Origin of the sequence: Geobacillus sp. PK12, assembly GCF_004123125.1 — a bacterium.
Classification (GTDB): Bacteria; Bacillota; Bacilli; order Bacillales; family Anoxybacillaceae; genus Geobacillus; species Geobacillus zalihae.
Genome location: NZ_SDKL01000020.1, coordinates 123831 through 150120 on the forward strand (window position 1 = coordinate 123831; position 26290 = coordinate 150120).

The 26290-nt window shown below is 55.2% G+C and carries 22 protein-coding genes; 18 read left to right on the forward strand and 4 right to left on the reverse strand.

Annotated elements, in window-relative coordinates; translation table 11 throughout:
* The first annotated feature begins 15 nt into the window (after positions 1-15).
* Complete coding sequence (locus tag ETR37_RS08870) at positions 16-1323, forward strand: CBS domain-containing protein (RefSeq protein WP_129447155.1); 1308 nt, start codon at positions 16-18, stop codon at positions 1321-1323.
* Positions 1324-1407: 84 nt separating this feature from the next.
* On the opposite strand, the gene ETR37_RS08875 is transcribed toward ETR37_RS08870, so the two are convergent.
* The gene (locus tag ETR37_RS08875; protein ID WP_013144507.1) at positions 1408-1716 is read right to left on the reverse strand and encodes a YtpI family protein; all 309 of its coding nucleotides are present in this window, start codon (positions 1714-1716) and stop codon (positions 1408-1410) included.
* A gap of 100 nt (positions 1717-1816) precedes the next feature.
* On the opposite strand from ETR37_RS08875, the gene ETR37_RS08880 reads away from it, so the two are divergent.
* Positions 1817-2764, forward strand: a complete 948-nt coding sequence (locus ETR37_RS08880) for a DHH family phosphoesterase (RefSeq protein WP_129447156.1) — start codon at positions 1817-1819, stop codon at positions 2762-2764.
* A 321-nt stretch (positions 2765-3085) separates the two neighbouring features.
* Here ETR37_RS08880 and ytrI read toward each other — a convergent pair whose 3' ends face one another.
* On the reverse strand, positions 3086-3589 hold the full coding sequence (ytrI, locus tag ETR37_RS08885; RefSeq protein ID WP_081132764.1) for a sporulation membrane protein YtrI: 504 nt from the start codon (positions 3587-3589) through the stop codon (positions 3086-3088).
* A complete protein-coding gene (gene ytrH, locus ETR37_RS08890) occupies positions 3586-3927 on the reverse strand; it encodes a sporulation membrane protein YtrH (protein WP_011232219.1) in 342 nt (113 codons plus the stop codon). Before ytrH ends, ytrI begins: the two co-directional genes overlap by 4 nt.
* A 115-nt stretch (positions 3928-4042) precedes the next feature.
* Here ytrH and dnaE point away from each other — a divergent pair, with 115 nt between their 5' ends.
* From dnaE to pyk, 6 genes are all read left to right on the forward strand, one after another.
* Positions 4043-7318, forward strand: a complete 3276-nt coding sequence (gene dnaE / locus ETR37_RS08895; RefSeq protein ID WP_164977993.1) for a DNA polymerase III subunit alpha — start codon at positions 4043-4045, stop codon at positions 7316-7318.
* A gap of 59 nt (positions 7319-7377) precedes the next feature.
* Positions 7378-8061 (forward strand): FadR/GntR family transcriptional regulator, encoded by a 684-nt coding sequence (locus ETR37_RS08900; protein ID WP_031213151.1) that lies wholly within the window; start codon positions 7378-7380, stop codon positions 8059-8061.
* Positions 8062-8100: 39 nt separating this feature from the next.
* Positions 8101-8973, forward strand: coding sequence for an acetyl-CoA carboxylase, carboxyltransferase subunit beta (gene accD, locus ETR37_RS08905; RefSeq protein ID WP_129447157.1), 873 nt, complete (start codon positions 8101-8103; stop codon positions 8971-8973).
* Positions 8958-9935: an acetyl-CoA carboxylase carboxyl transferase subunit alpha gene (accA, locus tag ETR37_RS08910; RefSeq protein WP_011232215.1), complete on the forward strand. Its 978-nt coding sequence runs from the start codon at positions 8958-8960 to the stop codon at positions 9933-9935. Before accD ends, accA begins: the two co-directional genes overlap by 16 nt.
* A gap of 179 nt (positions 9936-10114) precedes the next feature.
* Positions 10115-11074, forward strand: a complete 960-nt coding sequence (pfkA, locus tag ETR37_RS08915; protein ID WP_025039132.1) for a 6-phosphofructokinase — start codon at positions 10115-10117, stop codon at positions 11072-11074.
* A 27-nt stretch (positions 11075-11101) separates the two neighbouring features.
* Complete coding sequence (gene pyk / locus ETR37_RS08920; RefSeq protein ID WP_060788532.1) at positions 11102-12865, forward strand: pyruvate kinase; 1764 nt, start codon at positions 11102-11104, stop codon at positions 12863-12865.
* A gap of 142 nt (positions 12866-13007) precedes the next feature.
* On the opposite strand, the gene ytvI is transcribed toward pyk, so the two are convergent.
* Positions 13008-14126 carry a sporulation integral membrane protein YtvI gene (gene ytvI / locus ETR37_RS08925; protein WP_015375588.1) on the reverse strand — a complete coding sequence of 373 codons (1119 nt, stop codon included), beginning with the start codon at positions 14124-14126 and terminating at the stop codon, positions 13008-13010.
* A gap of 93 nt (positions 14127-14219) precedes the next feature.
* Between ytvI and ETR37_RS08930 the strand changes: the two genes are divergently transcribed.
* The 10 genes from ETR37_RS08930 (at position 14220) to coaE (ending at position 26183) form a co-directional block, all read left to right on the forward strand.
* On the forward strand, positions 14220-14675 hold the full coding sequence (locus tag ETR37_RS08930) for a DUF441 domain-containing protein (protein ID WP_015375587.1): 456 nt from the start codon (positions 14220-14222) through the stop codon (positions 14673-14675).
* Between the two features lie 293 nt (positions 14676-14968).
* On the forward strand, positions 14969-16087 hold the full coding sequence (gene citZ / locus ETR37_RS08935) for a citrate synthase (RefSeq protein ID WP_129447158.1): 1119 nt from the start codon (positions 14969-14971) through the stop codon (positions 16085-16087).
* A gap of 72 nt (positions 16088-16159) precedes the next feature.
* The gene (gene icd, locus ETR37_RS08940) at positions 16160-17431 is read left to right on the forward strand and encodes an NADP-dependent isocitrate dehydrogenase (RefSeq protein ID WP_011232209.1); all 1272 of its coding nucleotides are present in this window, start codon (positions 16160-16162) and stop codon (positions 17429-17431) included.
* Between the two features lie 26 nt (positions 17432-17457).
* The gene (gene mdh / locus ETR37_RS08945) at positions 17458-18396 is read left to right on the forward strand and encodes a malate dehydrogenase (protein WP_011232208.1); all 939 of its coding nucleotides are present in this window, start codon (positions 17458-17460) and stop codon (positions 18394-18396) included.
* An 84-nt stretch (positions 18397-18480) separates the two neighbouring features.
* Positions 18481-18948 carry a MaoC/PaaZ C-terminal domain-containing protein gene (locus ETR37_RS08950; protein WP_011232207.1) on the forward strand — a complete coding sequence of 156 codons (468 nt, stop codon included), beginning with the start codon at positions 18481-18483 and terminating at the stop codon, positions 18946-18948.
* A gap of 208 nt (positions 18949-19156) precedes the next feature.
* On the forward strand, positions 19157-19864 hold the full coding sequence (locus ETR37_RS08955) for a response regulator transcription factor (RefSeq protein WP_011232206.1): 708 nt from the start codon (positions 19157-19159) through the stop codon (positions 19862-19864).
* Positions 19857-21605, forward strand: a complete 1749-nt coding sequence (pnpS, locus tag ETR37_RS08960; RefSeq protein WP_063193133.1) for a two-component system histidine kinase PnpS — start codon at positions 19857-19859, stop codon at positions 21603-21605. Before ETR37_RS08955 ends, pnpS begins: the two co-directional genes overlap by 8 nt.
* 153 nt (positions 21606-21758) lie before the next feature.
* The gene (gene polA / locus ETR37_RS08965) at positions 21759-24395 is read left to right on the forward strand and encodes a DNA polymerase I (protein ID WP_011232204.1); all 2637 of its coding nucleotides are present in this window, start codon (positions 21759-21761) and stop codon (positions 24393-24395) included.
* Positions 24396-24725: 330 nt separating this feature from the next.
* A complete protein-coding gene (gene mutM / locus ETR37_RS08970; protein ID WP_025039134.1) occupies positions 24726-25550 on the forward strand; it encodes a DNA-formamidopyrimidine glycosylase in 825 nt (274 codons plus the stop codon).
* A 27-nt stretch (positions 25551-25577) separates the two neighbouring features.
* Positions 25578-26183 (forward strand): dephospho-CoA kinase, encoded by a 606-nt coding sequence (gene coaE / locus ETR37_RS08975; RefSeq protein WP_014196518.1) that lies wholly within the window; start codon positions 25578-25580, stop codon positions 26181-26183.
* The last annotated feature ends 107 nt before the right edge of the window (positions 26184-26290 follow it).

The following is a 26290-nucleotide window of genomic DNA, read 5'->3' on the forward strand; positions in this document are numbered from 1 at the left end:
AAGGGTGAAGAACCGTTGGCGACAAAACACGAGCAAATTTTGGAATACATTCACCGGCTGCCGATCGGCGAGAAAATTTCTGTCCGGCAGATCGCCAAGGAAATGGGCGTAAGCGAAGGGACGGCGTACCGGGCGATCAAGGACGCCGAGAACAAAGGGTATGTGAGCACGATTGAACGCGTCGGCACGATCCGGATTGAGAAGAAACGGAAGGAAAACATTGAGAAGCTTACGTACGCTGAGGTTGTCAACATTGTGGACGGCCAAGTGCTTGGCGGACGTGAAGGGCTGCATAAGACGCTCAACCGTTTTGTCATCGGCGCCATGCAGCTGGAGGCGATGATGCGCTATACGGGCGCAGGGGATTTGCTTATCGTCGGCAACCGGACGAAGGCGCACGAGCTGGCGCTTCAGGCGGGGGCGGCCGTGCTCATCACCGGCGGGTTTGACACGGCCGACCACGTGAAAAAGCTCGCCGATGAGCGGCAGCTGCCGATCATTTCGACGAGCTATGACACGTTTACGGTCGCGACGATGATCAACCGGGCGATTTACGACCAGCTCATCAAAAAAGAAATTGTGTTGGTCGAGGATATTCTCATTCCGCTTGACAAAACAGCGTACTTGCGCATCCATGATCCGATTGAGCGGTGGTATGCGTTGAACAAAGAGACGCGCCATAGCCGGTTCCCGGTCATCGATGATGAGCTGAAAGTGCAAGGGGTTGTGACGGCAAAAGACGTGCTGGATGTCGACCGGCAGCTGCCGATCGAAAAGGTGATGACGAAGCAGCCGATTACGGTGAACGGAAAAACGTCAGTGGCGTTTGCTTCTCATATTATGGTATGGGAAGGAATTGAGCTTCTCCCGGTGGTGGATGACTATAACCGGCTGCAAGGGATCATCAGCCGCCAAGACGTGTTAAAAGCGCTGCAAATGGCGCAGCGTCAGCCGCAAGTCGGGGAGACGATCGATGATCTCATCACCGCCCAGTTTCGTGAGTCAGGCGACAAAGAAACGCTGTTTCGCTGCACGATTACGCCGCAGATGACGAACTATTTAGGGACGCTCTCGTACGGCGTGTTTACGACAATCGTCACCGAAGCAGCGGCGCGCATGCTTCGCGCGTACAAACGCGGCGATTTGGTGATGGAAAATATCACGATTTACTTCATCAAGCCGGTGCAAATCGACAGCACGGTCGACGTGCGGGCAAAGCTTTTAGAGCTCGGGCGCAAGTTCGGCAAAGTGGATGTCGAAGTGTATAACGAAGGCGATCTTGTCGGCAAAGCCATGATGATGTGCCAGCTGATCGACCGATAAACGGTAAAGGAAAAAAAGGATGTCCACTTCCTTATGGGAACATCCTTTTCCTTTATCGTTGGCCGGCGCATACGCCAAACGGTATTACCCTTGTTTTGCCGCTTCCTTTGCCTCTTCGACCGCCTGCGGCAGATAGCAGCGGTAGGCGCGGTAGCCGGCCCAAACGCTCCCGAAGCCTAAGGCGATAAAAATGGCGCAGATGATATAGGTCACGGTTGTCTGATACAAAAACAATTGGTTGATCCCGAACAAGGCAACGAACAGTCCAAGCGCCATGCTCGATTTCGCTGAGAGAAAGCGGCGTTCCATCGGACGATGGGAGCGGACGTAGCGGATTTTATAATAGACGTAAAACGAAAAGGAAAATATAATGAAAATAACCAAGGCTGGCATGGTTGGGTCCCTCCGTTGTTCATTTCTTTTTTCATTGTACATAGAAGCAGGGAAAAATGCCAGCGGTTGAATATGACAGGTGACTAAAGGGGAAGAACGAATGAAACCGGTTCATCAACAAATTCTTGATGCGATTCGTGAATTTGACACGATCATCATCCACCGCCACGTTCGCCCGGACCCGGACGCGTACGGGTCGCAAGGCGGGTTGGCGGCGTTGCTTCGGGCGTCGTTTCCGAAAAAAAGGGTGTACGCGGTCGGAACGGACGATCCGTCGCTGTCGTTTTTGCGGAACATGGATGTCATTGATGATTCTGTGTACGCGCAGGCGCTCGTGATCGTCTGCGATACAGCTAATGAGGAGCGGATTTGCGACAGCCGCTATCGGCTCGGGCGAAAGCTCATTAAAATTGACCATCACCCGAACGACACGCCGTATGGCGACATTATGTGGGTCGATACCGCCGCCAGTTCGACAAGCGAGATGATTTATGAGTTTTATTTGGCGGGGAAAGAGGAAGGGTTGACGATGACCGTTGAGGCGGCGCGTCTCATTTACGCCGGCATTGTCGGCGATACGGGCCGCTTTTTGTTTCCGCGCACAAGTGAAAAAACGTTCCGCTACGCTGGGGAGCTCATTTCGTACGGCTTTTCGCTGACGGAATTGTACGACGGATTGTATCGGACGAACTTGCCGCTCGCCCGCTTAAGCGGTTATGTGTTGTCGAACTTTATGATCGAGGAAGGGGTGGCGGCTGTGAAAATGCCGCGGGCGCTGCTTGAGGAATACGGCGTCACCCCGCTTGAGGCGTCGCAGCTCGTCAGTTTGCTCGGCAATATTGACGGCATTGTCGCCTGGGTGTTTTTCATTGAGGAAGAACGGGAAATCCGCGTCCGCTTCCGTTCCAAAGGGCCGGTCATCAATGTGGTCGCCAAACGCTACGGCGGCGGCGGCCATCCGCTCGCAGCCGGTGCGTCCATTGCTTCTTGGGAGGAAGCGGATCGCGTGATTGAAGACGTAAAAGCGGTCTGTCGGGCTGAGCGGTGACGGAAACGGGTGGTTTTAACATCTTTCCGAAAGAAGTCTCCCACTTCTAAACGAAGTGAAAGTGGGAGGTGAATTTCAGTAAAACCGTGGGGCACACGGGGATCGCTCGGTCAACTTCCCATCATGAGAGGGGATTACCCGAGAAGCCCCCACCTCTAAGCGAAGCGTAGGTGGTGGGAGTATGTCACAAAGTTGTTGTTTCAAATGAAGCGTCATGTTGATAGGAGAAGGCGTCCCGAAGGCTTTCGGGACACCCTCTTTTCCCGCAAGACGCGCTTGTTTGGCACTCCACCGCGGCGGAATGGGGCGGCAAGGCGCGCTCTACGAAAGCGGCGTCAGTTTCACTTCGACGGCCAACAAGGTAAAGATCGTGAGTGTGTGAAGTTCAAGCCGGTATGTCTTCTCGTGGATCGTATACGTTTTGTTTTCAATTGCCCGCTCAATCAGTTCGCGGCTGTTGTACACCGTTTCGATATCTTTCGTAATCAAATGGGACAAATCTTCTTTGACGCTGTCTTCAATGCGAAACGTCGTGTATGAATCAAGTTTATATTGCTCGGCGTTGGCGAGATGGACGGAAACGTCCTGAACGGTCAGCTTTTTTTTCATTTCCTTATTGTAATGAATATAGTCTTCCTGCCAAATGCGAATTTCGTTTTGCAAATCGGCGATCTGTTCGTTGAGCTCATTGACGTGCCGCACTTGTTTTTCCTGCAAGACGCCGAACATATACAAAAAGACAAACCAACTGATGAGCGCTCCGATCGCCGCGCCGGCAAAAAAGCGCTGCCATGACGGGTATTGGTAATACGGAGGAATTCTCATGGCGAAATGTGCTCCTGTGTCAGCCACGTGATGATCGCCACTCCGGTCTGTGCTCCGCCCATGGCGGACAAAATGAGCAAAAATTGCCGCACGATGTCTTTCGTTTCCCCTAAAAACAGCCCTCGCTCAACGACGTAAAACGTGTCAAACGTCCCGCCGATGGCGGCGACGACCGCCCAAATGCGCAAATCGCCGGCAAATCGGTACATGGCCGTCAGCGGCTGGCCGCCGCTCAAAAACGCGCCGAGCGCGCCGATGATGGCGCCGCCAAGCAGCACGCCGACGGCGATAAAATAGCTTTGAATAAACGCCGGCAAGAAGGCTGCTTTTTCGTTCATGCGTTTCCCCGCCCTTTCTTTCTCTCTTATCTATGTATATCAATAGGGTGGACGGAGTATGTAGCCGAAAGAAAAGTTTTCGCCCGTCAAGCGCACGGATGAGGGAGGGATGGTCATGATGTTCGTTCACTTGCATGTGTTGAGCGGATACAGTTTGTTTCAAAGTGCGGCGGCGGTGGAGGCGCTTGCAGCGAGGGCGAAACAGCTCAGCTATCAAGCGCTCGCGCTTACGGACCGGAATGTGTTGTATGGCGCTATTCCGTTTTACCGGGAATGCAAGCAGAACGGCATTCGCCCGATTATCGGCGTGACGGCTGATGTCGCTCTTTCTGGGGAGGAAGCGTTCCCGCTCGTGCTGTTGGCCGCCAATGAAGAGGGGTATCGCCATTTGCTTGAAATCAGCACCATGATACAAATGGGGGAAACAAAGCATATGGAGGAAGCCGCTCTTGTGCGCTTAAGCGGCGGCATCATCGCCATCACTCCCGGAAGCGAGGGACGCGTCGAGTCGCTTGTGGCCGCCGACGAATGGGAGCGGGCGAAAGAGGCGCTTGGCCGCTATCATCAGCTGTTTCCAGGACGGCTGTATGTCGCCGTTCAGCGCGGCGAGCAAACGCGAGCCCCATATGAAGCCGGGTTGTTGCAGCTGGCGGAGGAAACCGGCGTCCCAATCGTGGCGACGAACGACGTCCGTTACGTGGAGCGCAGCGATGCCGTGGCGTGGCGTTGCTTGCAGGCCATCGGCCGCGGCGCGCTGCTCGCTGACATTGAGGACGATAACGGCCGCTATTTGGCGGGGCCAGAGGAGATGGCGCGCCGGTTTGCGGACTTGCCGGAGGCGCTCGAGAACAGCCTGGCGATCGCCGATCAATGCGAGTTGCAGATCGAGTTTGGCGGCTGGCGGCTGCCGGCGTATCCCGTTCCGGACGGAGAGACGGCCGACAGTTATTTGCGCCGCTTATCGGAACAAGGGCTCGCCCGACGCGTGCCGTCGGCCGATGAGCGCTACTGGCGTCGGCTTTCGCATGAGCTGGATGTGATTCAGTCGCTTCATTTCAGCGACTATTTTTTGATCGTCGCCGATGTGCTCGCCTACGCCCGCCGGCGCGGCATCTTAACCGGCCCGGGCCGCGGTTCGGCGGCCGGGTCGCTTGTCGCCTACGCATTGTCGATCACCGATGTCGATCCGATCAAGTATGGGCTTTTGTTTGAACGGTTTTTAAATCCGGAGCGGGCGTCGGTGCCGGATATTGACTTGGATTTTCCTGATGACCGGCGCGAAGAAGTGATTCGCTATGTGGCGGATAAATACGGGCGCGACCGCGTTGCGCAAATCATTACGTTCGGCACGTTCGGCGCCAAAGCGGCGCTGCGCGAGACGGCCAAAGCGCTTGGCGTCCCTGGGCGGGAGGCGGAACAGGTTGCGGCGCTCTTGCCGAGCAAACAAAGTGTGACGCTCCGCCAATGGCATGCCGAGTCCGCCGCTTTTCGGCGCGCGGTGGCAGCGGTTCCGCAAGGGAGAGAGTGGCTGGCTGTTGCGCAAAAACTGGAAGGGCTGCCGCGCCATACGTCGATCCACGCTGCTGGTGTCATCATCAGCCCGGAGCCGCTCGTTCGCTTCGTGCCGCTGCAACCAAGCCATGGCGAATGGCCGCTGACGCAATACGCGATGGGGGCGCTTGAAGCGCTTGGATTGCTGAAAATTGATTTTCTCGGTTTGCGCACGCTCACGTTGATCGAGCAGATCGTGCGTTTGATCGAGCGGCAGACCGGAAAGCCGTTTGACATCCGCACGTTGCCGCTTGATGATGAAAAAACGTACGCGCTGCTTGGCGCTGGAGATACAAACGGCATTTTTCAGCTCGAATCAAGCGGGATGAAGCGTGTGCTCGCCGAGCTGCGGCCGTCGCAATTGGAAGATGTCGTCGCCGTCAATGCCTTGTATCGGCCGGGGCCGATGCAAATGATCCCCGTTTACATCCGGCGCAAGCGCGGGGAAGAGCCGGTGTCCTATGCCCATCCTGATCTTGAGACGATTTTGGCGCCCACATACGGGGTGTTGATCTACCAGGAGCAAATTATGCAAATCGCCGCCCGGCTTGCCGGATTTTCGCTCGGACAAGCGGACGTGCTTCGCCGGGCGGTGGCGAAAAAAGAGAAAGCGCTGCTTGCTGAGCAGCGTCAGGCGTTTGTCGCCGGCTGCGTGGCGAACGGCTATCCGAAAGCAGTCGCCGAGGAACTGTACCGACACATCGTCCGCTTTGCCGATTACGGCTTCAACCGAAGCCACGCGGTCAGCTATGCGCTGTTGTCGTATGCGATGGCGTATATGAAAGCTCATTACCCGCTTTGTTTTTATGCGGTCATGCTCACCAATGCTTCCGGCGACCGAGAAAAAGCGGCGGTATACTATTGGGAGGCGGCGCGAAAAGGGATCAACGTCCTTTTGCCGTCGGTCAACAAAAGCGGTTTTCGCTCTTCCGTGGAGGGGAGCGCCATTCGCCTTGGGCTCGCGATGGTGAAGCAAGTCGGCTCGGCGGCGAAGCTGATTGTCGAGGAGCGGAAAGCGAACGGACCGTTTGCCGACTTCTTTGATTTCGCTGCCCGCCTGCTGCCAAAAGGGCTCGGGCGCCCGGCGCTCGAGGCGCTCATTTCCGTTGGGGCGTTTGACGAGTTCGGTGCAGATCGGGCTTCGCTTCTTGCCAGCATTGACATTGCGATCGAACATGCGCAATGGGTTCAGGCGCTGCAAGCCGGAGGGCTGTCGTTAAAACCGAAATATGCTGCCGCACATTCGTGGCCTTTGTCCGAACGGCGGCGGCGGGAAGCGGAGTTTCTTGGCTTCGCCGTCACCCCGCATCCGGCGGCGGTGTGCCGCCCGTTGCTGCAAGCGGCGGGGGCGGTGTGTGTTGCCGATGTACAAGGTCCGTCAACTGTAGTCGGGGGAGCGGTCGTCCGCATACGGAAAACGAGAACAAAGCAGGGTGAAGAAATGGCGTTTTTCACCGTCGGCGATGAGAGCGGGGAATTGGAGGCGGTGGCGTTTCCGAACGTTTACCGCCGCGCGGCGGACATATTGAAAGAAGGGCAGTTTGTATTGCTTGCCGGAACGATTGAGGTGCGCGGCGGACGGCGTCAGCTCATCATCCGCCGGGCCGAACGCTTGACGGCGTCGGCGTTGTATATCGACGCCAGCCGCCAAGACAAGGCGCGTCTTGCCGCGCTGAAGCCGCTGTTGGAACGACACCAAGGCCGCACTCCGGTGTATTTGTACGATGAAGCGAAGCGGAAGCTTCTCCGCCTGCCGGAACGGTATGCGGTTGACTTCACCGCGCCGCTTGTCGACGAATTGCTCTCTCTATTCGGTGCTGGGCGCGTCGCTGTCAAATAAGTCACCCTTTACTATTTCGCTATTTTGTTATATCGTATAACCATTAGGTGGTCAGACCAGTGGATGAAGCGAAGGAGAGGGGTCATTGTATCAAAGAGGAGAACGTGTATGCCGAGACGTTGAAACACATCCACCGCATGATGGCGGAAGACAACCTAGCCCCTGGCGACAAGCTGCCGTCGGAGCGCGAGCTGGCCGAACGGCTCGGCGTCGGGCGTTCATCGGTGCGCGAGGCGTTGCGGGCGCTTGAATTTCTCGGCTTGATTGAAACGCGGCGCGGCGAGGGGAGGTATAGGCGTGAGGTCGGCAGCCACCAGCTGATCGACCTGTTGGCGATGTTTTTGTTGGAAAACGAACGGGCGAAGGCCGATTTGGCGGAAACAAAATGGCTCATCGAGCGCCTGTTGCTTGCGCTTGCGTGTCGGCGCCGGAGCGCGGAGGACGTAGACGAGTTGAAAAAAATCGTTCGTCAAAAACCGATTGATTTCGCGCGGTTTTTCGAGACGGTGGTGGAAGCGGCTGGCAATGTTTTGCTCGCCCGCATTTGGCGGGTGCTGTCGGGGTTTGCCGCTTCATTTGCGCCCGAGCCGCCCCTTGCCGACGCCAGCTATGAACAGCTGCTCGCCGCTTTGGAAAGGCAAGATCCGGCGGAGACTGTCGCCGTCTGGGAGGCGCAACGGCCTTCGCCGTTGTCGAAACGGGCCGGACATCGTTTGACAAACAATGATGTCCATTTTCGATAAAGTAGTAGAGAGGCGAAAACGCAAAGGAGGGGCTCCCTCGTGTGGAAAGACTTGTTTGTGAAAAAGAAAAAGTATGCACCGCTGCTTTCAGAACAAGCGAGGCATGAAGTGCCGGAAGGCGTGATGACGAAATGTCCGCAATGCAAGAAAATTATGTATACAAAAGAGTTGATCAAAAACTTGCGCGTTTGCCTAAGCTGCGGCTACCATCATCCGATGCCGGCGCGTGAACGGATTGCAAGCCTTCTTGATGACGGCAGCTTCCGCGAGTATGACGCCGATATGATCTCGGTCAATCCGCTCGGCTTTCCGGGCTACATCGAAAAACTGGAAGAAGACCGGCGCAAGTCAGGGCTGAACGAGGCGGTCGTCACCGGCGAAGGGGCGCTTGACGGCCATCCGCTCGTCATTGCTGTCATGGATTCATCGTTTCGCATGGGCAGCATGGGCTCGGTCGTCGGCGAAAAAATCACCCGCGCCGTCGAACGGGCGCACAAACAGCAGATGCCGTTTCTCATTTTCACCGCTTCCGGCGGCGCCCGCATGCAGGAAGGGGTGTTGAGCCTCATGCAAATGGCGAAAACAAGCGCGGCGCTCAAACGGTTCAGCAACGACGGCGGCTTGTTCATCTCCGTCATGACCCACCCGACGACCGGCGGTGTATCGGCGAGTTTCGCCTCGCTTGGGGATTATAACTTTGCCGAGCCGGGGGCGCTCATTGGTTTTGCCGGCCGCCGCGTCATCGAGCAGACGGTGCGCGAAGAGCTGCCGAACGATTTCCAGACGGCGGAGTTTTTGCTGAAGCACGGGCAGCTTGATGCCGTCATTCACCGCCACGAGCTGAAAGAAACGCTTGCGGTCGTCTTGGATCTTCATCAAAAAGGAGGGGAAGAGGGATGGTGGCGGAATTAGAATTCGAAAAGCCGCTTGTCGAGCTGCGCCGCAAAATTCAAGAGTTGAAAGAGTTCATGAAAACGGCGGACGTCGATTTATCGGCGGAAATCGAAAAGCTTGAGGCGCGCCTCGCCAAGCTGGAAAACGAGATTTATGCGAATTTGACGCCGTGGGACCGCGTGCAAATCGCCCGCCACCCGCAGCGGCCGACGACGCTCGATTACATCGAGCGGTTGTTTACGAACTTTCTTGAGTGCCACGGCGACCGCTGCTTTGGCGATGACGAGGCGATCGTCGGCGGCATCGCCAAATACGACGGACTCCCCGTGACGGTCATCGGTCATCAGCGCGGCAAAGATACGAAAGAAAACTTGCGCCGCAACTTTGGCATGCCGCATCCGGAAGGATACCGGAAGGCGTTGCGGCTCATGAAGCAGGCAGAAAAGTTTTCGCGGCCGATCATCTGCTTTATCGACACGAAAGGCGCCTACCCGGGCAAAGCGGCCGAAGAGCGCGGGCAAAGCGAGGCGATCGCCCGCAACTTGTTTGAAATGGCTGGGCTCACGGTGCCTGTCGTCTGCATCGTCATCGGAGAGGGCGGAAGCGGCGGGGCGCTTGCCCTTGGCGTCGGCAATCATATCCATATGCTTGAAAACTCGACGTACTCGGTCATCTCGCCGGAAGGGGCGGCGGCGATTTTGTGGAAAGACGCCTCATTGGCGCAGCGGGCGGCGGAAACGATGAAAATCACCGCTCATGACTTAAAGGCGCTCGGCGTCATCGATGAAATCATTCCAGAAGTCAAAGGCGGCGCTCATCGCAACGCCGACGAGCAGGCAAAAGAAATTGACCGCGTGCTGCGCCGTTCGCTCAAACAGCTGTTGGCGCTTGACGGCGAAGAGCTCGTCCGGCAGCGCTATGAAAAATTTAAACAAATGGGCCAAGTGTCGTTTTTGCCGGAAACGATTCGGGCAAGATAAGGAAAAAGCTGTCTCCGTCGCGGGACAGCTTTGTTCTATCGTGAAAAAATCCACTTTTGTAAGCCGTTTCAGCGATCGCTTCTATATTGTGTTCCGCTGTCGTTCATGGTACATTAGGGATGTTCAAGAAGACGCATGAGGTCGGACGTGTGCAATTCGATGCAAACGAGGTGGAAATGATGAAACGGATTGGTGTGTTGACAAGCGGCGGCGACTCGCCGGGCATGAATGCGGCCATTCGCGCTGTCGTCCGCAAAGCGATTTACCATGGGGTGGAAGTGTACGGAATCTACCACGGGTATGCCGGGTTGATCGCCGGCAATATCAAAAAACTGGAAGTCGGGGACGTCGGGGACATCATCCATCGCGGCGGCACCATCCTTTATACCGCGCGCTGCCCGGAGTTTAAGACGGAAGAAGGACAGAAAAAGGGGATCGAGCAGCTGAAAAAGCACGGTATTGAAGGGCTGGTCGTCATCGGCGGCGACGGGTCGTATCAAGGGGCGAAAAAATTGACGGAGCACGGCTTCCCGTGCGTCGGCGTGCCCGGGACGATCGACAACGACATTCCAGGCACCGATTTTACGATCGGTTTTGACACCGCGCTCAATACGGTCATTGACGCCATTGACAAAATCCGCGACACGGCGACGTCGCATGAGCGGACGTACGTCGTCGAAGTGATGGGCCGCCATGCCGGCGATATTGCGCTATGGTCGGGGCTTGCCGGAGGGGCGGAGACGATTTTGATTCCGGAAGCGGACTACGACATGGACGACATCGTCGCTCGCTTGAAGCGCGGCCATGAACGCGGCAAAAAACACAGCATCATCATCGTCGCCGAGGGAGTCGGCAGCGGCGTCGACTTCGGCCGGCAAATTCAAGAGGCGACCGGCTTTGAGACGCGCGTGACGGTGCTTGGCCACGTGCAGCGCGGCGGATCGCCGACGGCGTTTGACCGCGTGTTAGCGAGCCGCCTCGGCGCCCGTGCGGTCGAGCTGCTCCTTGAAGGCAAAGGCGGCCGCTGCGTTGGCATTCAAAACAACCAAATCGTTGACCATGACATTGCCGAAGCGTTGGCGAAAACACATACGGTCGATCAGCGGATGTATACATTGTCGAAAGAGCTGTCGATTTAATTCCCGAGGGGAAAGGAAGAAGAAGTGATGAAGCGGAAAACGAAAATCGTCTGTACGATCGGGCCGGCAAGCGAGAGCGTAGACAAGCTCGTGCAATTGATCGAAGCGGGGATGAACGTGGCGCGCCTCAACTTTTCGCACGGAGATCATGAGGAACACGGGCGGCGCATCGCCAACATTCGCGAGGCGGCGAGGCGGACGGGCCAAACGGTCGCCATTTTGCTCGATACGAAAGGCCCGGAAATCCGCACGCACAATATGGAGAACGGCGCCGTCGAACTGAAGGAAGGGGCAAAGCTCATCATTTCGATGAGCGAAGTGCTCGGCACGCCGGAAAAAATTTCCGTCACCTATCCGGGGCTGATCGATGATGTGTCCGTTGGTTCGAAAATTTTGCTGGACGACGGGTTGATCGGCCTTGAAGTCAACGCAGTCGACAAGCAAGCTGGAGAAATTGTCACGACCGTCTTAAACAGCGGTGTGCTCAAAAACAAAAAAGGGGTCAATGTCCCCGGCGTGCGTGTCAATTTGCCGGGCATCACCGAGAAGGACCGAGCCGATATTTTATTTGGCATCCGCCAAGGCATCGACTTCATCGCCGCCTCGTTTGTGCGCCGGGCGTCTGATGTGCTCGAAATCCGCGAGCTGCTCGAGGCGAATGACGCCTTACATATCCAAATTATCGCGAAAATTGAAAATGAAGAAGGCGTCGCCAACATCGATGAAATTTTGGAAGCCGCCGATGGCCTCATGGTGGCGCGCGGCGACCTTGGCGTTGAGATTCCGGCTGAGGAAGTGCCTCTCATTCAAAAAATGCTCATTAAAAAGTGCAACATGCTTGGCAAGCCGGTCATCACGGCGACGCAAATGCTCGACTCGATGCAGCGCAATCCGCGGCCGACGCGGGCTGAGGCGAGCGATGTCGCCAACGCCATTTTTGACGGCACCGACGCCGTCATGCTTTCCGGAGAAACCGCAGCCGGTCAGTATCCGGTCGAAGCGGTAAGGACGATGCACCAAATCGCGCTCCGCACCGAGCAGGCGCTGGAGCATCGCGACATTTTGTCCCAGCGCACGAAAGAGAGCCGAACGACGATCACCGATGCCATCGGCCAATCGGTCGCCCACACGGCGCTCAATTTGGATGTCGCGGCGATCGTGACGCCGACGGTGAGCGGAAAAACGCCGCAGATGGTGGCGAAATACCGCCCGAAAGCCCCGATCATCGCGGTGACATCAAACGAAGCGGTCTCGCGGCGGCTGGCGCTCATTTGGGGCGTGTATACGAAAGAAGCACCGCATGTCAATACAACCGATGAAATGCTCGATGTGGCGGTCGACGCGGCAGTGCGCTCCGGCTTGGTGAAGCACGGCGACTTGGTCGTCATCACGGCCGGCGTGCCGGTCGGCGAAACGGGATCGACGAACTTAATGAAAGTGCACGTCATCAGCGACTTGCTTGCCAAAGGGCAAGGCATCGGCCGCAAGTCGGCATTCGGCAAGGCGGTCGTCGCCAAAACGGCGGAAGAGGCGTGCCAAAAAATGGTAGAGGGCGGCATTTTAGTCACCATCAGCACCGATGCCGATATGATGCCGGCTCTCGAAAAAGCAGCGGCGATCATTACTGAGGAAGGCGGGTTGACGAGCCATGCGGCGGTCGTCGGCTTAAGCCTTGGCATTCCGGTCGTCGTCGGGGTGGAAAATGCCACAAGCTTGTTTAAAGATGGGCAAGAGATCACGGTCGATGGCGGCTTTGGCGCCGTCTACCGCGGCCATGCGAGCGTGTTGTAACGGACGTTGCAGCAAAACAGGGTGTCCCAAAAGCAGCGGGACACCCTTTCGCATCGTCCTGTATACCCATTAAACATCTTTGTGAAACGAAAGATTGTATTCCTATTATAGAAAGCCGAGCTTTTGAGACAACTCCCTTCGATTACGTGGTCGGCTTGCCGATAATAAAGCGCCAAAGATCACGAAAAACATTGGCGCTATGGAGCGTGCGGATGATGACAAGCGCGACGGGGCCGGCAATCAAGCCGAGAAAGCCGAGCAGCTTGAAGCCGACGAACAAGGCGATGAGCGTGGCGAGCGGATCGAGGCCGATCGTTGAAGAAAGCACTTTCGGCTCCATGATTTGCCGTTGGACGAGGACGACGACATACAGCACGCCCAATCCGATGGCAAACGGAATGTCGCCGCTAGCCATGGTGTAAATGATCCAAGGAACAAATACAATCCCCGTTCCCAAATATGGCAAAAGATCGACGAACCCGATGATCAATGCGATCGTAATGGCGTAATCGACGCGCAAAATAAGCAAGCCGATCAACACGATGACCGTCGTAATCGAAATGAGCGTCGCCTGCGCTTTGATAAAGCCAAACAGCGCCCGCTTTAAATCAAGAAACACCGTTTTTCCGCTTGTGCGGGCTTTCGTCGGCAGCCATTGCTGCGCCATGCGCACGAGACGCCGCCAGTCTTTGCTGATAAAAAACGTCGCCAACAGCGAAAAAATAAACACGGTCGCGGCATTCGGCAGCCAGGCGAGAAGCTGCGGAATGTTTTGCAGGATGCTTTGGACAAATTCACCAACCGTCGTCCCCATTTTTTTTCCGACGGCTTGAATGTTTTGCATAATCGTATCCTGTTGGGTGGCGCTTAAACTTTTAAACATCCCGGCCAAATCTTTGTAAATCGGGATGATTTGGTCGGCGACGAACGTCTCCATATACGTGATCAATGCTTGAAATTTTTCCGGCACGACGCGGGCTAAATATTGCGTTCCCGAAACGATTTCGGCAACAAGAAGCGTGACCAAGCCGGCGACCGCGGCAAACAACATGATGAGCGTGACGCTGACCGCGAGCCAGCGCGGCATTTTCGCTTTCCGCTCCAAAGCATCGACGAGCGGGTTGATGATCATCGCGATGAAAAAGGCGATGATGAACGGATACGTCACCGTCGCGATGTAGTACGCAGCGATGGCGCCGAGCGCGACAGCGGCGATGACAAGAAAAAAGCGCAAAAAGCGATCAACATAAACTCGGGACAATGTTTCACCTCCAACGACGTTCCATATTGATATATTACACGTTTTCTTACGGGGAAGCAAAAAGACAAGTTTCATAGGAAAGGACGGACGACCGTGAACGAACCGGTGTTGTTTTTATTGTTGTTGCTTGCGCTCGGCTTTCTTGCGAAAAACAAGTCGCTTATTGTCGCCGTCGTTGTGCTGTTGGCCATCAAACTTGTCAGCTTGGATCAAAAAGTGCTGCCGATCATTCAGTCCAAAGGGATCAACTGGGGAGTGACGGTCATTACGATCGCCGTGCTCGCTCCCATCGCCTCTGGGGAGATCGGCTTTCGGCAGCTTGTCGGCTCTTTGCAGTCGTTGTCGGCCTGGGTGGCGCTCGCATCTGGCATTTTTGTCGCCTTGATCGCCAAAAATGGAGTAACGCTCCTTGCCCATGACCCGCATATGACAGCGGCGCTTGTGCTCGGAACCATCCTCGCGGTTTCGCTGTTTCATGGGGTGGCGGTTGGTCCATTGATCGGCGCTGGCATTGCCTATACGGTCATCAAAATGGTAGAATATTTTTGATCACCAGGCGGCGTGTGGGATCCTCCGTTTTGAGATGAATGGATTTCCATTTTATTCCTGATCATCATTTCTTTTGACGTGTGACAGCTGACAAAAGTCTGATAATTGTTTATAATAATAAACGTGAGTGAGTTTTCGGCCAAGCATTGTACAGCTGTTGCGACGGGGCGGTTGCCGCCGGCGTCATGTAAGCACTTTCGCGCGCGCGTTTGTTTTTGCCTCCATTTCGAGCAAGCGCTCATCGGCCATCGGTCGTTATGGCCGGAACTTATGAAGAGAAGGGGAGATTGAACATGACAGTAACCCGTGGGTTAGAGGGAGTTGTGGCCACAACTTCAAGCATCAGTTCGATCATCGATGACACGTTGACGTATGTCGGTTATGACATTGACGATTTAGCCGAAAACGCTTCCTTCGAAGAAGTCGTTTATTTGCTTTGGCATCGCGAACTGCCGACGAAAGAGCAGCTTGAGGAATTAAAGAAACAGTTGGCGGAAAACGCTGAAATTCCAAATGAAATCATTGAACACTTCAAGCTGTATCCGATTGACAAGGTGCATCCGATGGCGGCTTTGCGCACCGCGGTATCGCTTCTCGGCTTGTATGATGAAGAGGCGGATGTGATGACGAAAGAGGCGAATTATCGGAAAGCCATTCGCCTGCAGGCGAAAATCCCGACGATTGTCACCGCCTTCGCCCGCGTGCGCAAAGGGTTGGAACCGGTTGCGCCGCGCAAAGATTTGAGCTTTGCCGCCAATTTCTTGTACATGCTGACCGGCAAAGAACCAGACGACATCGCCACGGAAGCGTTCAACAAGGCGCTCGTGCTGCATGCCGACCACGAGTTGAACGCGTCGACGTTCACGGCGCGCGTCTGCGTAGCCACGCTGTCCGATATGTATTCCGGCATCACGGCGGCGATCGGAGCCTTGAAAGGGCCGCTTCACGGCGGGGCGAACGAAGCGGTGATGAAAATGTTGACGGAAATCGGCACGGTCGACAACGTCGAGCCATACATCCGCAGAAAGCTCGCCAACAAAGAAAAAATTATGGGCTTTGGCCATCGCGTTTACCGAAAAGGCGACCCGCGCGCCAAACATTTGAAAAAAATGTCGGAAAAACTGACGAAGCTCGTCGGCGAGCCGCATTGGTATGAAATGTCGACGAAGATTGAAGAAATCGTCACATCGGAAAAAGCGCTGCCGCCAAACGTTGACTTTTATTCCGCCTCGGTTTACCATTGTTTAGGAATCGATCATGATTTGTTTACGCCGATTTTTGCCGTCAGCCGCACCTCGGGATGGTTGGCTCACATCTTGGAACAATACGACAACAACCGTCTCATCCGTCCGCGCGCTGAGTACACCGGCCCAGGCAAGCGGACGTACGTGCCGATCGACGAGCGCGGCTAAAACAAGTGGACAAGGCGGTGAAGGCGCGCCTTCACGCCTTTTTATAAAAAAACTGCATTGGGGGTTTTGCTCGTGACGCAAGGAGAAAAAATTACAGTCCAAAATGGTGTGCTCAACGTTCCGAACAACCCGATCATTCCGTTCATCGAGGGGGATGGAACCGGCCCGGACATTTGGGCGGCCGCTTCGCGCGTGCTCGAAGCAGCGGTGGAAAAAGCGTACAAAGGTGAGAAAAAAATCGTTTGGAAGGAAGTGCTCGCTGGTGAAAAAGCGTACAAGCTGACGGGCAGCTGGCTTCCGGATGAAACGCTTGAGACGATCCGCGAATACATAATCGCCATTAAAGGGCCGTTGACGACGCCGGTCGGCGGCGGCATCCGCTCGCTGAACGTCGCGCTCCGCCAAGAGCTCGACCTGTTTGTCTGCTTGCGCCCGGTTCGCTACTTCCCAGGCGTTCCGTCGCCGGTGAAACGCCCGGAAGACACCGATATGGTCATTTTCCGGGAAAACACGGAAGACATCTACGCTGGCATTGAATATGCCAAAGGCACGCCGGAAGTGAAAAAAGTCATCGACTTTTTGCAAAACGAAATGGGCGTGCGCAAAATCCGCTTCCCGGAAACGTCCGGCATCGGCATTAAACCGATTTCCGAACAAGGGACGAAACGGCTTGTGCGCGCGGCGATCAACTACGCGATCGAACACGGCCGCAAGTCGGTGACGCTCGTTCATAAAGGAAACATTATGAAATTCACCGAAGGCGCGTTTAAAAACTGGGGTTATGAACTGGCGGAGGAAGAATTCGCCGACAAAGTGTTCACGTGGGCGCAATACGACCGAATCGTTGAAACGGAAGGCAAGGAAGCGGCGAACAAAGCGCTTGCTGATGCGGAAGCGTCCGGCAAAATCATTATCAAAGATGTCATCGCCGACATCTTCCTGCAACAAATTTTGACGCGTCCGCGCGAATTTGACGTCATCGCGACGATGAACTTAAACGGCGACTACATTTCCGACGCGCTGGCCGCTCAAGTCGGCGGCATCGGCATCGCGCCGGGGGCAAACATCAACTACGAAACCGGCCACGCGATTTTCGAAGCGACGCACGGCACGGCGCCGAAATACGCAGGGCTTGACAAAGTCAACCCATCGTCCGTCATTCTCTCGGGCGTCATGATGTTTGAGCATCTTGGTTGGAACGAAGCAGCGAAATTGATCATCAAAGCGATGGAGAAAACGATCGCTGCGAAAATCGTCACGTATGACTTCGCCCGCCTGATGGAAGGGGCGACGGAAGTGAAATGCTCCGAATTTGCTGATGCGCTCATCCGCAATATGGACTAACCTTTGAAGGAAAGGGATGGCAAACGATGGCGATGAAACGGAAAAAAATCTCGGTGATCGGCGCCGGATTCACGGGGGCGACGACGGCGTTCCTTTTGGCGCAAAAAGAGCTCGGCGACGTCGTGTTGGTCGATATTCCGCAGCTTGAGAACCCAACGAAAGGGAAGGCGCTCGATATGCTCGAGGCAAGCCCGGTGCTCGGCTTTGACGCGAATATCATCGGCACATCGGATTACGCTGACACAGCCGATTCCGACATCGTCGTCATCACAGCAGGCATCGCCCGCAAGCCGGGCATGAGCCGCGACGATTTGGTGACGACGAACCAAAAAATTATGAAGCAAGTGACGAAGGAAGTCGTCAAATACTCGCCGAACTGCTACATCATCGTCTTGACGAACCCGGTCGATGCCATGACATACACGGTGTTTCAAGAGTCCGGGTTTCCGAAAAACCGCGTCATCGGCCAGTCGGGCGTCTTGGATACGGCGCGCTTCCGCACGTTCGTCGCCGAGGAGCTGAACATTTCGGTAAAAGATGTCACTGGGTTTGTTTTAGGCGGCCATGGCGATGACATGGTGCCGCTCGTCCGCTACTCGTACGCCGGCGGCATTCCGCTCGAAAAACTCATTCCGAAAGATCGTTTGGACGCCATCGTTGAGCGGACGCGCAAAGGCGGCGGTGAAATCGTCAACCTGCTCGGCAACGGCAGCGCCTACTACGCACCGGCCGCCTCGCTTGTCGAAATGGTCGAAGCGATTTTGAAAGACCAGCGCCGCATTTTGCCGGCGATCGCCTACCTTGAAGGCGAATACGGCTATGAAGGCATTTATTTGGGCGTGCCGACGATCCTCGGCGGCAACGGCATCGAGAAAGTGATCGAGCTCGAGCTGACCGAAGAGGAAAAAGCGGCGCTCGCCAAATCCGTCGAATCCGTTAAAAATGTCATGCGCATGCTGGAATAGCGGCGAGGCAAAAATTCGGGCATTGCCCCGGATTTTTGCCCACAGTCAATGAAAGCGCTTTCTAGACAACGAAGGGGTGGGAACATGTTGAAAAAACGAAAGCTCGGGAGACGGATCGGGGAAATTCAAGCGGGGGAAAAGCTCGTGTTCCAAGCCGCCATCGAAGACAAAGACTTGCTTCTTTATCTTGGGCTGACGGATGATGCCAATCCGCTCTATATCCAGCATGATTATGCTTCACAGACGCCGTTTGGAAAACCGGTCGTGCCGCCGGTCATGTTGACGGGGATGATCACGTCCGCGGTCTCCAAATATTTGCCAGGCCCGGGCAGCTACATTACGCGGCAGGATCTTCGCTTTCTCCGCCCCGTTTATCATTATGAAACGCTCGAATTTTTGCTCGAAGTCGCCGATGTCGATGAGGCGGGCCATTGCGTGACGTTGTCCGTCATGGCGACGCGCGGTGCGGAAACGGTGCTTGACGGAACGCTGTCTGTCTGCCCGCCGCATACGTTGCCGCGCCTAGACGGGCGGGTGCTCGAGAACTTTTGACCTCATGTTGAAAGCAGTCCCCCACTTCGAAACAAAGGGGGAGTTTTATGCCGCTTTCCGCCAAAGGAAGCCAACCAAACGCGAGAGGCAGTTTTCCGCGGGCAACCTGTCCGCAGGAAAACCGCCCTTTTTTCTTTTTTTGTCCGAATCATGGCGTCAATTGTGGTATCATAAAGGCAGAAACCATTGGACGGGATGGAGGAGCGGCATGGGACGAAAAATTTTAGTTGTCGATGACGAACAGCCGATTGTGACTCTGTTGTCGTACAATTTGGAGAAAGCCGGATTTCACGTCGTGACCGCTCACGATGGCGAAGAGGCGCTCGTGAAAGTAGCGTCCGAGCAGCCGGCGCTCATTATTTTGGACTTGATGCTGCCGAAGCTTGACGGCGTTGATGTGTGCAAGCGGCTTCGCCAGCAGCAAATCATGACGCCGATTTTAATGTTGACGGCTCGCGATGATGAATTTGACAAAGTGCTTGGTCTTGAGCTTGGCGCCGACGACTATATGACAAAGCCGTTCAGCCCGCGCGAAGTCATTGCCCGCGTCAAGGCGATTTTGCGCCGCACGGAGATCGTTCAGCCGGCGGCTGAATCGAGCGAGCGGCTTGTTGTTGGCGAGCTGGAAATTTTTCCGGAACGCTATGAAGCAACGATCGGCGGCAAGCCGCTTGAGCTGACGCCGAAAGAGTTTGAGTTGCTCCTTTATTTGGCTCGCCATAAAGGGCGGGTGTTGACGCGCGACCAGCTGCTCAGCGCCGTGTGGAACTACGAGTTTGCCGGCGATACACGCATTGTCGACGTCCATATCAGCCACTTGCGCGAGAAGATCGAAACCGATACGAAAAAACCGATGTACATTAAAACGGTGCGCGGCCTTGGCTACAAATTGGAGGAACCGAAGCGGCATGAATAGCTTCCGCACCCGCCTTTTGTTTTGGCTCGTGACGCTCATCGCCACGGTGTTGATCGCCCTCGGGCTTTTGCTCGGGCAATTGCTGAAAGATTTTTACGCCGAGACGATGAACAAACGGATGGAAAAAGAGGCCCAAGCGCTTGCGATTTTGCTTGAAAATGAACCGCTCGAGCAAATCCGCGCCGATTTGCAGGAAATGGGGAATGAGCTGTCGTCCCGCATCACCGTGCTCGATAAAGAAGAACGGGTGCGGTTTGACAGCGGTCGCGTCGCAGCGATCAGCGACAAAGACCATGAGCGCATCGTCCGCGCGATTTTGCGCAAAAAGCAGTTTCCCCGTTTTTCCGTGATTGAAAAAACAAACGACGTCTATTACTACATCGTCCCGTACGAGCGCGGTGAGCGGAGCGGGTACGTCGTTTTAAGCACACCGACGAGCTCACTCCAAAAAGTAAACGAGCAAATTTGGGGCGTGCTCACGAGCAGCCTCGGGATGGCGCTCGTTGTCATCATCGCCCTCGTCTGGAAAATCGCCAATCAATATATGAAGCCGATTGAAGAAGCGACGAAAGTGGCGTTTGAGCTGGAAAAAGGCAATTACGCCGCCCGTGTGCCCGATGGTGAATATAACGAGGCCGGGATGCTTGTGCGCTCGATCAACCGGCTGGCCCGCCATTTGCAGGAGATGAGCAGGGCGCGGGAAATTCAGACCGATCGGCTTCACACGCTCATTGAAAACGTCGGCAGCGGCCTGTTGTTTATTGACCACCGCGGACATATTTCTCTCATCAATCGGGCGTTCCAGACTCAGTTTCATCTCGATCCGTCGGATTGTTTGCACCGTCCGTACGCCGATGTGCTGCCGCATGGCGACATCGTCCGGTTTATCGATGATATTTTCATCACCGAAACGACGATGCGCCGGCATATGCGGCTGACGATTGGCATCGAGCGGAAACATTTCGATGTATACGGGGCTCCCATCATTGGCACGAACGCCGAATGGAAAGGGATTGTCGTCGTGTTTCACGACATTACGGAGCTGAAGCGTCTTGAGCAAATCCGCAAAGACTTTGTCGCCAACGTTTCGCACGAATTGAAAACGCCGGTGACGTCCATCAAAGGATTCGCCGAAACGCTATTGGATGGCGCCATGAAGGATGAAGCGGCGCTCGAACATTTTTTGACCATCATCTTAAAAGAAAGCGAACGGCTGCAAACGCTCGTTGAGGAACTGTTGGACTTGTCGAAAATCGAGCAGCACGAATTTCAGCTGCAACTCGAAGACGTGGATATCGCTCAAGTCATCGCCGAAGCGGCTGCTGTGTTTCGCCAAAAAGCGGCGGAAAAACAAATTGATTTGCATATCGAATCGCCATCCGGGCTTGTCATCCGCGGTGACAGAAATCGGATGAAGCAAATTTTGCTGAACTTGCTCGCCAACGCCATCACGTATACGCCGGAGCACGGACGGGTCGCTGTCGAGGCGGAAGAGACGGAGAAAGAAGTGCTGATCCATGTGAAAGACACCGGAATCGGCATTGAGGAAAAGGAAATCCCGCGCATTTTTGAGCGTTTTTACCGCGTCGACAAGGCGCGCAGCCGCGATTCCGGCGGAACGGGGTTGGGCCTTTCGATTGTGAAACATTTGGTTGAGGCTCACCATGGATATATTACCGTAGCGAGCAAAGTGGGGCGCGGCACCGTGTTCACGATCCATTTTCCAAAGCCGGGACGGTAGCCGGCTTCTTTTGATCATCTCCAACTGAGAAGCCTCCCATTTTTCAGCGTGAGCGTAAGCAGGGGATGAATCGGCGCCTCCCATCATGGTGGGAGAGCGTTCAAGGCAAGCCGCAGGCATGGTACAATAGGACAAGGAAGCATCCGAGGAGGGATGAGATTGAAAAAAAAGCTTGTTTTAATCGACGGCAGCAGCGTGGCGTACCGCGCCTTTTTTGCCTTGCCGCTTTTGCATAACGACAAAGGCATCCATACGAACGCCGTCTACGGGTTTACGATGATGTTGAATAAAATTTTGGCGGAAGAAGAGCCAACTCATATGCTTGTCGCGTTTGACGCCGGGAAAACGACGTTCCGGCATGAAGCGTTTCAAGAGTATAAAGGTGGGCGCCAGCAGACGCCACCGGAGCTGTCGGAGCAGTTTCCGCTGTTGCGCGAGCTGCTGAGGGCATATCGCATCCCCGCCTATGAACTCGAGAACTACGAAGCGGACGATATTATCGGAACGCTTGCCGCCCGCGCTGAGCAGGAAGGGTTTGAGGTGAAAGTCATTTCCGGCGACCGCGATCTGACCCAGCTCGCCTCCCCCCATGTGACGGTGGACATTACGAAAAAAGGGATTACCGATATCGAACCATACACGCCGGAGACGGTCCGCGAAAAATACGGCTTAACTCCGGAACAAATCGTTGATTTGAAAGGATTGATGGGCGACAAATCGGACAACATCCCCGGAGTGCCGGGCATCGGGGAAAAGACGGCGGTCAAGCTGCTCAGGCAATTCGGCACGGTCGAAAACGTGCTTGCCTCCATTGACGAGATCAAAGGCGAAAAGTTGAAAGAAACGCTGCGCCAACACCGGGAGATGGCGCTGTTAAGCAAAAAGCTCGCCGCCATTCGCCGCGACGCCCCGGTCGAGCTCTCGCTTGATGACATCGTCTATCAAGGGGAAGACCGGGAGAAAGTGGTCGCTTTATTTAAAGAGCTTGGGTTTCAATCGTTTTTAGAGAAAATGGAATCGCCGTCATCAGAAGAGGAAAAACCGCTTGCCAAGATGGCATTTACGCTTGCTGACCGCGTGACGGAGGAGATGCTTGCCGACAAGGCGGCGCTTGTCGTTGAAGTGGTCGAGGAAAATTATCATGATGCGCCGATCGTCGGCATCGCTGTGGTCAACGAACATGGACGGTTTTTCCTGCGCCCGGAGACGGCGCTTGCCGATCCGCAGTTTGTCGCCTGGCTTGGTGATGAAACGAAGAAAAAAAGCATGTTTGACTCAAAGCGCGCGGCAGTCGCCTTGAAATGGAAAGGAATTGAGCTATGCGGCGTTTCCTTTGATTTATTGCTGGCCGCCTATTTGCTTGATCCGGCGCAAGGTGTTGATGATGTAGCTGCCGCAGCCAAAATGAAGCAATACGAAGCGGTGCGCCCGGATGAAGCGGTGTATGGCAAAGGGGCGAAGCGGGCCGTGCCGGATGAGCCAGTGCTCGCCGAGCATCTCGTCCGCAAGGCGGCGGCGATTTGGGAGCTCGAACGGCCGTTTTTGGATGAGCTGCGCCGCAACGAACAAGATCGGTTGCTCGTCGAGCTCGAGCAGCCGTTGTCTTCGATTTTGGCGGAAATGGAATTTGCCGGAGTGAAAGTGGATACGAAGCGGCTCGAACAGATGGGCAAAGAGCTCGCCGAGCAGCTCGGCACGGTCGAGCAGCGCATTTATGAGCTCGCCGGCCAAGAATTCAACATCAATTCACCGAAACAGCTCGGCGTCATTTTATTTGAAAAACTGCAGCTGCCCGTCTTGAAAAAAACGAAAACCGGCTACTCCACTTCGGCGGATGTGCTTGAAAAACTTGCGCCTTATCACGAGATCGTGGAAAACATTTTGCATTACCGCCAGCTTGGCAAGTTGCAGTCGACGTATATTGAAGGATTGCTGAAAGTCGTGCGACCCGATACAAAGAAGGTGCATACGATTTTCAATCAGGCGTTGACGCAAACCGGACGGCTCAGCTCGACGGAGCCGAACTTGCAAAACATTCCGATTCGGCTTGAGGAAGGACGGAAAATCCGCCAAGCGTTCGTGCCGTCGGAGTCTGATTGGCTCATTTTCGCCGCCGACTACTCACAAATTGAGTTGCGCGTCCTCGCCCATATTGCGGAAGATGACAATTTAATGGAAGCGTTCCGCCGCGATTTGGATATCCATACGAAAACAGCGATGGACATTTTCCAAGTGAGCGAGGACGAAGTGACGCCCAACATGCGCCGTCAGGCGAAGGCGGTCAACTTTGGGATCGTTTACGGGATCAGTGATTACGGCTTGGCGCAAAACTTAAATATTTCGCGCAAAGAGGCGGCTGAATTCATCGAGCGCTACTTCGAAAGCTTCCCTGGCGTGAAGCGGTATATGGAAAACATTGTGCAAGAAGCAAAACAGAAAGGGTATGTGACGACGCTGCTGCATCGGCGCCGCTATTTGCCGGATATCACGAGCCGCAACTTCAACGTCCGCAGCTTTGCTGAACGGATGGCGATGAACACGCCGATTCAAGGGAGCGCCGCTGACATTATTAAAAAGGCGATGATCGATCTGAACGCCAGACTGAAGGAAGAGCGGCTGCAAGCGCGCCTTTTGCTGCAGGTGCATGACGAGCTCATTTTGGAGGCGCCGAAAGAAGAGATGGAGCGGCTGTGCCGGCTCGTTCCGGAAGTGATGGAGCAAGCGGTCACACTTCGCGTGCCGCTCAAAGTCGATTACCATTACGGCTCGACATGGTATGACGCGAAATAAAAAGGAGTCTTGGTGTGGATCGCCGGCACCCTTAAGAAGGCCTGTGATGGAATGAAAAAGCAGTTTCACAACGACTCTTCTCCAGTTGAGAAGCCTTGGAGCATCGAGTCGTCCTTCTCAACCAACATGGCCGATTTTGCGAAAATCAGCGTTTCTCACCGGCCTTCTAGGCAGAATCTTTCGGTGCGACGATTCTCGGCTGCAACTCGATGAATGGGAGCGAAACAGCTGCCGCCCCATGGAGAATCTTTCTCTCGGCGGATGAACCGGCGTCAATGCGAAAGCGTCGGCGGGAACGATGCAGGAAAACGGAGGAAAGGGGGGATCGCCATGCCGGAATTGCCGGAGGTGGAAACGATCCGTCGTACGCTTTTGCCGCTTATTGTCGGAAAAACGATTGAGGATGTGCGCATCTTTTGGCCGAACATCATCCGCCATCCGCGAGACCCCGAGGAGTTTGCGGCAAGAATGATCGGACAGACGGTGCGTGGTTTGGAACGGAGAGGGAAGTTTTTGAAATTCCTGCTCGACCGCGATGCACTCATTTCCCATTTGCGCATGGAAGGGCGCTACGCCGTTGCTTCTGCCCTCGAGCCGCTCGAACCGCATACGCACGTCGTGTTTTGCTTCACGGACGGCAGCGAACTCCGTTACCGCGACGTGCGCAAGTTCGGAACGATGCACGTTTATGCCAAAGAAGAAGCTGACCGCCGGCCGCCGCTTGCTGAGCTTGGGCCGGAGCCGCTTTCCCCGGCGTTTTCCCCAGCTGTATTGGCGGAGCGGGCGGTGAAAACGAAACGGTCGGTCAAAGCGTTGCTCCTTGATCAGACGGTCGTGGCTGGGTTTGGCAATATTTATGTCGACGAATCGCTGTTTCGCGCCGGCATTCTTCCCGGCCGGCCGGCTGCCTCGCTCTCCAGCAAAGAGATCGAGCGCCTGCATGAGGAAATGGTGGCGACGATCGGCGAGGCGGTCATGAAAGGGGGAAGCACGGTGCGCACGTACGTGAACACGCAAGGGGAAGCGGGTGCGTTTCAGCATAGCTTGTTCGTCTACGGACGCAAAGGAGAGCCATGCAAACGATGCGGCACGCCGATTGAAAAAACGGTCGTCGCCGGCCGCGGCACGCATTATTGCCCGCGCTGCCAGCGCTAGGCGGCGCGTAAAAAGGAGAGGAGTTCCATGACGTTGACGATCGGATTGACCGGCGGGATCGCCAGCGGCAAAAGCACGGTGAGCGCGATGATGCGCGAGCTCGGCCTTCCGGTCATTGATGCTGACGAAGCGGCGCGCGCCGTCGTCCGACCGGGGGAAGACGCCTACCGTCAGATTGTCGCCGCCTTCGGTCCGGGCATTTTGCAGACAAATGGAGAGATCGATCGGGCGAAACTCGGGGCGATCGTGTTCAACGACGAAGAAGAACGGAAAAAGCTAAACGCCATCGTTCACCCGGCGGTGCGTCAGAAAATGCTCGCGGAGAAAGAAGCGCTCGTCCGTTCCGGGGCGAAAACGGTCGTATTGGACATTCCGCTTTTATTTGAAAGCGGATTGACATCCTGGGTCGATAAAGTACTTGTCGTGTATGTTGACGATGACATCCAGCTTCGCCGGCTGATGGAGCGGAACGGGTTCACTGAGGAAGAAGCGCGCGCCCGCATTCGCGCTCAATGGCCGCTGGCGGAAAAAATGAAGCGGGCCGACGCGGTCATCAACAATAACGGAACGAGGGAAGAGACACGCCGTCAGCTGTTGGCTATTTTGAAACAATGGGACGCCTTGGAAAAATAGGCGTCTTTTTTGTTCGCTTTCAGTCATTTTGTTCTCCACATTTCCTAAAAATATGATATACTATTTATACAAATATAAGAAAATAGTATAACATATATGAGAGGAGA

Excerpts from the sequence above, each read along its gene's own strand:
- ETR37_RS08875 (WP_013144507.1), bottom strand. The coding sequence starts at position 1,716 with ATGCCAGCCTTGGTTATTTTCATTATATTTTCCTTTTCGTTTTACGTC.
- ETR37_RS08880 (WP_129447156.1), top strand. The coding sequence starts at position 1,817 with ATGAAACCGGTTCATCAACAAATTCTTGATGCGATTCGTGAATTTGAC.
- ytrI (WP_081132764.1), bottom strand. The coding sequence starts at position 3,589 with ATGAGAATTCCTCCGTATTACCAATACCCGTCATGGCAGCGCTTTTTT.
- ytrH (WP_011232219.1), bottom strand. The coding sequence starts at position 3,927 with ATGAACGAAAAAGCAGCCTTCTTGCCGGCGTTTATTCAAAGCTATTTT.
- dnaE (WP_164977993.1), top strand. The coding sequence starts at position 4,043 with ATGATGTTCGTTCACTTGCATGTGTTGAGCGGATACAGTTTGTTTCAA.
- accA (WP_011232215.1), top strand. The coding sequence starts at position 8,958 with ATGGTGGCGGAATTAGAATTCGAAAAGCCGCTTGTCGAGCTGCGCCGC.
- pfkA (WP_025039132.1), top strand. The coding sequence starts at position 10,115 with ATGAAACGGATTGGTGTGTTGACAAGCGGCGGCGACTCGCCGGGCATG.
- pyk (WP_060788532.1), top strand. The coding sequence starts at position 11,102 with ATGAAGCGGAAAACGAAAATCGTCTGTACGATCGGGCCGGCAAGCGAG.
- citZ (WP_129447158.1), top strand. The coding sequence starts at position 14,969 with ATGACAGTAACCCGTGGGTTAGAGGGAGTTGTGGCCACAACTTCAAGC.
- mdh (WP_011232208.1), top strand. The coding sequence starts at position 17,458 with ATGGCGATGAAACGGAAAAAAATCTCGGTGATCGGCGCCGGATTCACG.
- ETR37_RS08950 (WP_011232207.1), top strand. The coding sequence starts at position 18,481 with ATGTTGAAAAAACGAAAGCTCGGGAGACGGATCGGGGAAATTCAAGCG.
- ETR37_RS08955 (WP_011232206.1), top strand. The coding sequence starts at position 19,157 with ATGGGACGAAAAATTTTAGTTGTCGATGACGAACAGCCGATTGTGACT.
- pnpS (WP_063193133.1), top strand. The coding sequence starts at position 19,857 with ATGAATAGCTTCCGCACCCGCCTTTTGTTTTGGCTCGTGACGCTCATC.
- polA (WP_011232204.1), top strand. The coding sequence starts at position 21,759 with ATGAGATTGAAAAAAAAGCTTGTTTTAATCGACGGCAGCAGCGTGGCG.
- mutM (WP_025039134.1), top strand. The coding sequence starts at position 24,726 with ATGCCGGAATTGCCGGAGGTGGAAACGATCCGTCGTACGCTTTTGCCG.
- coaE (WP_014196518.1), top strand. The coding sequence starts at position 25,578 with ATGACGTTGACGATCGGATTGACCGGCGGGATCGCCAGCGGCAAAAGC.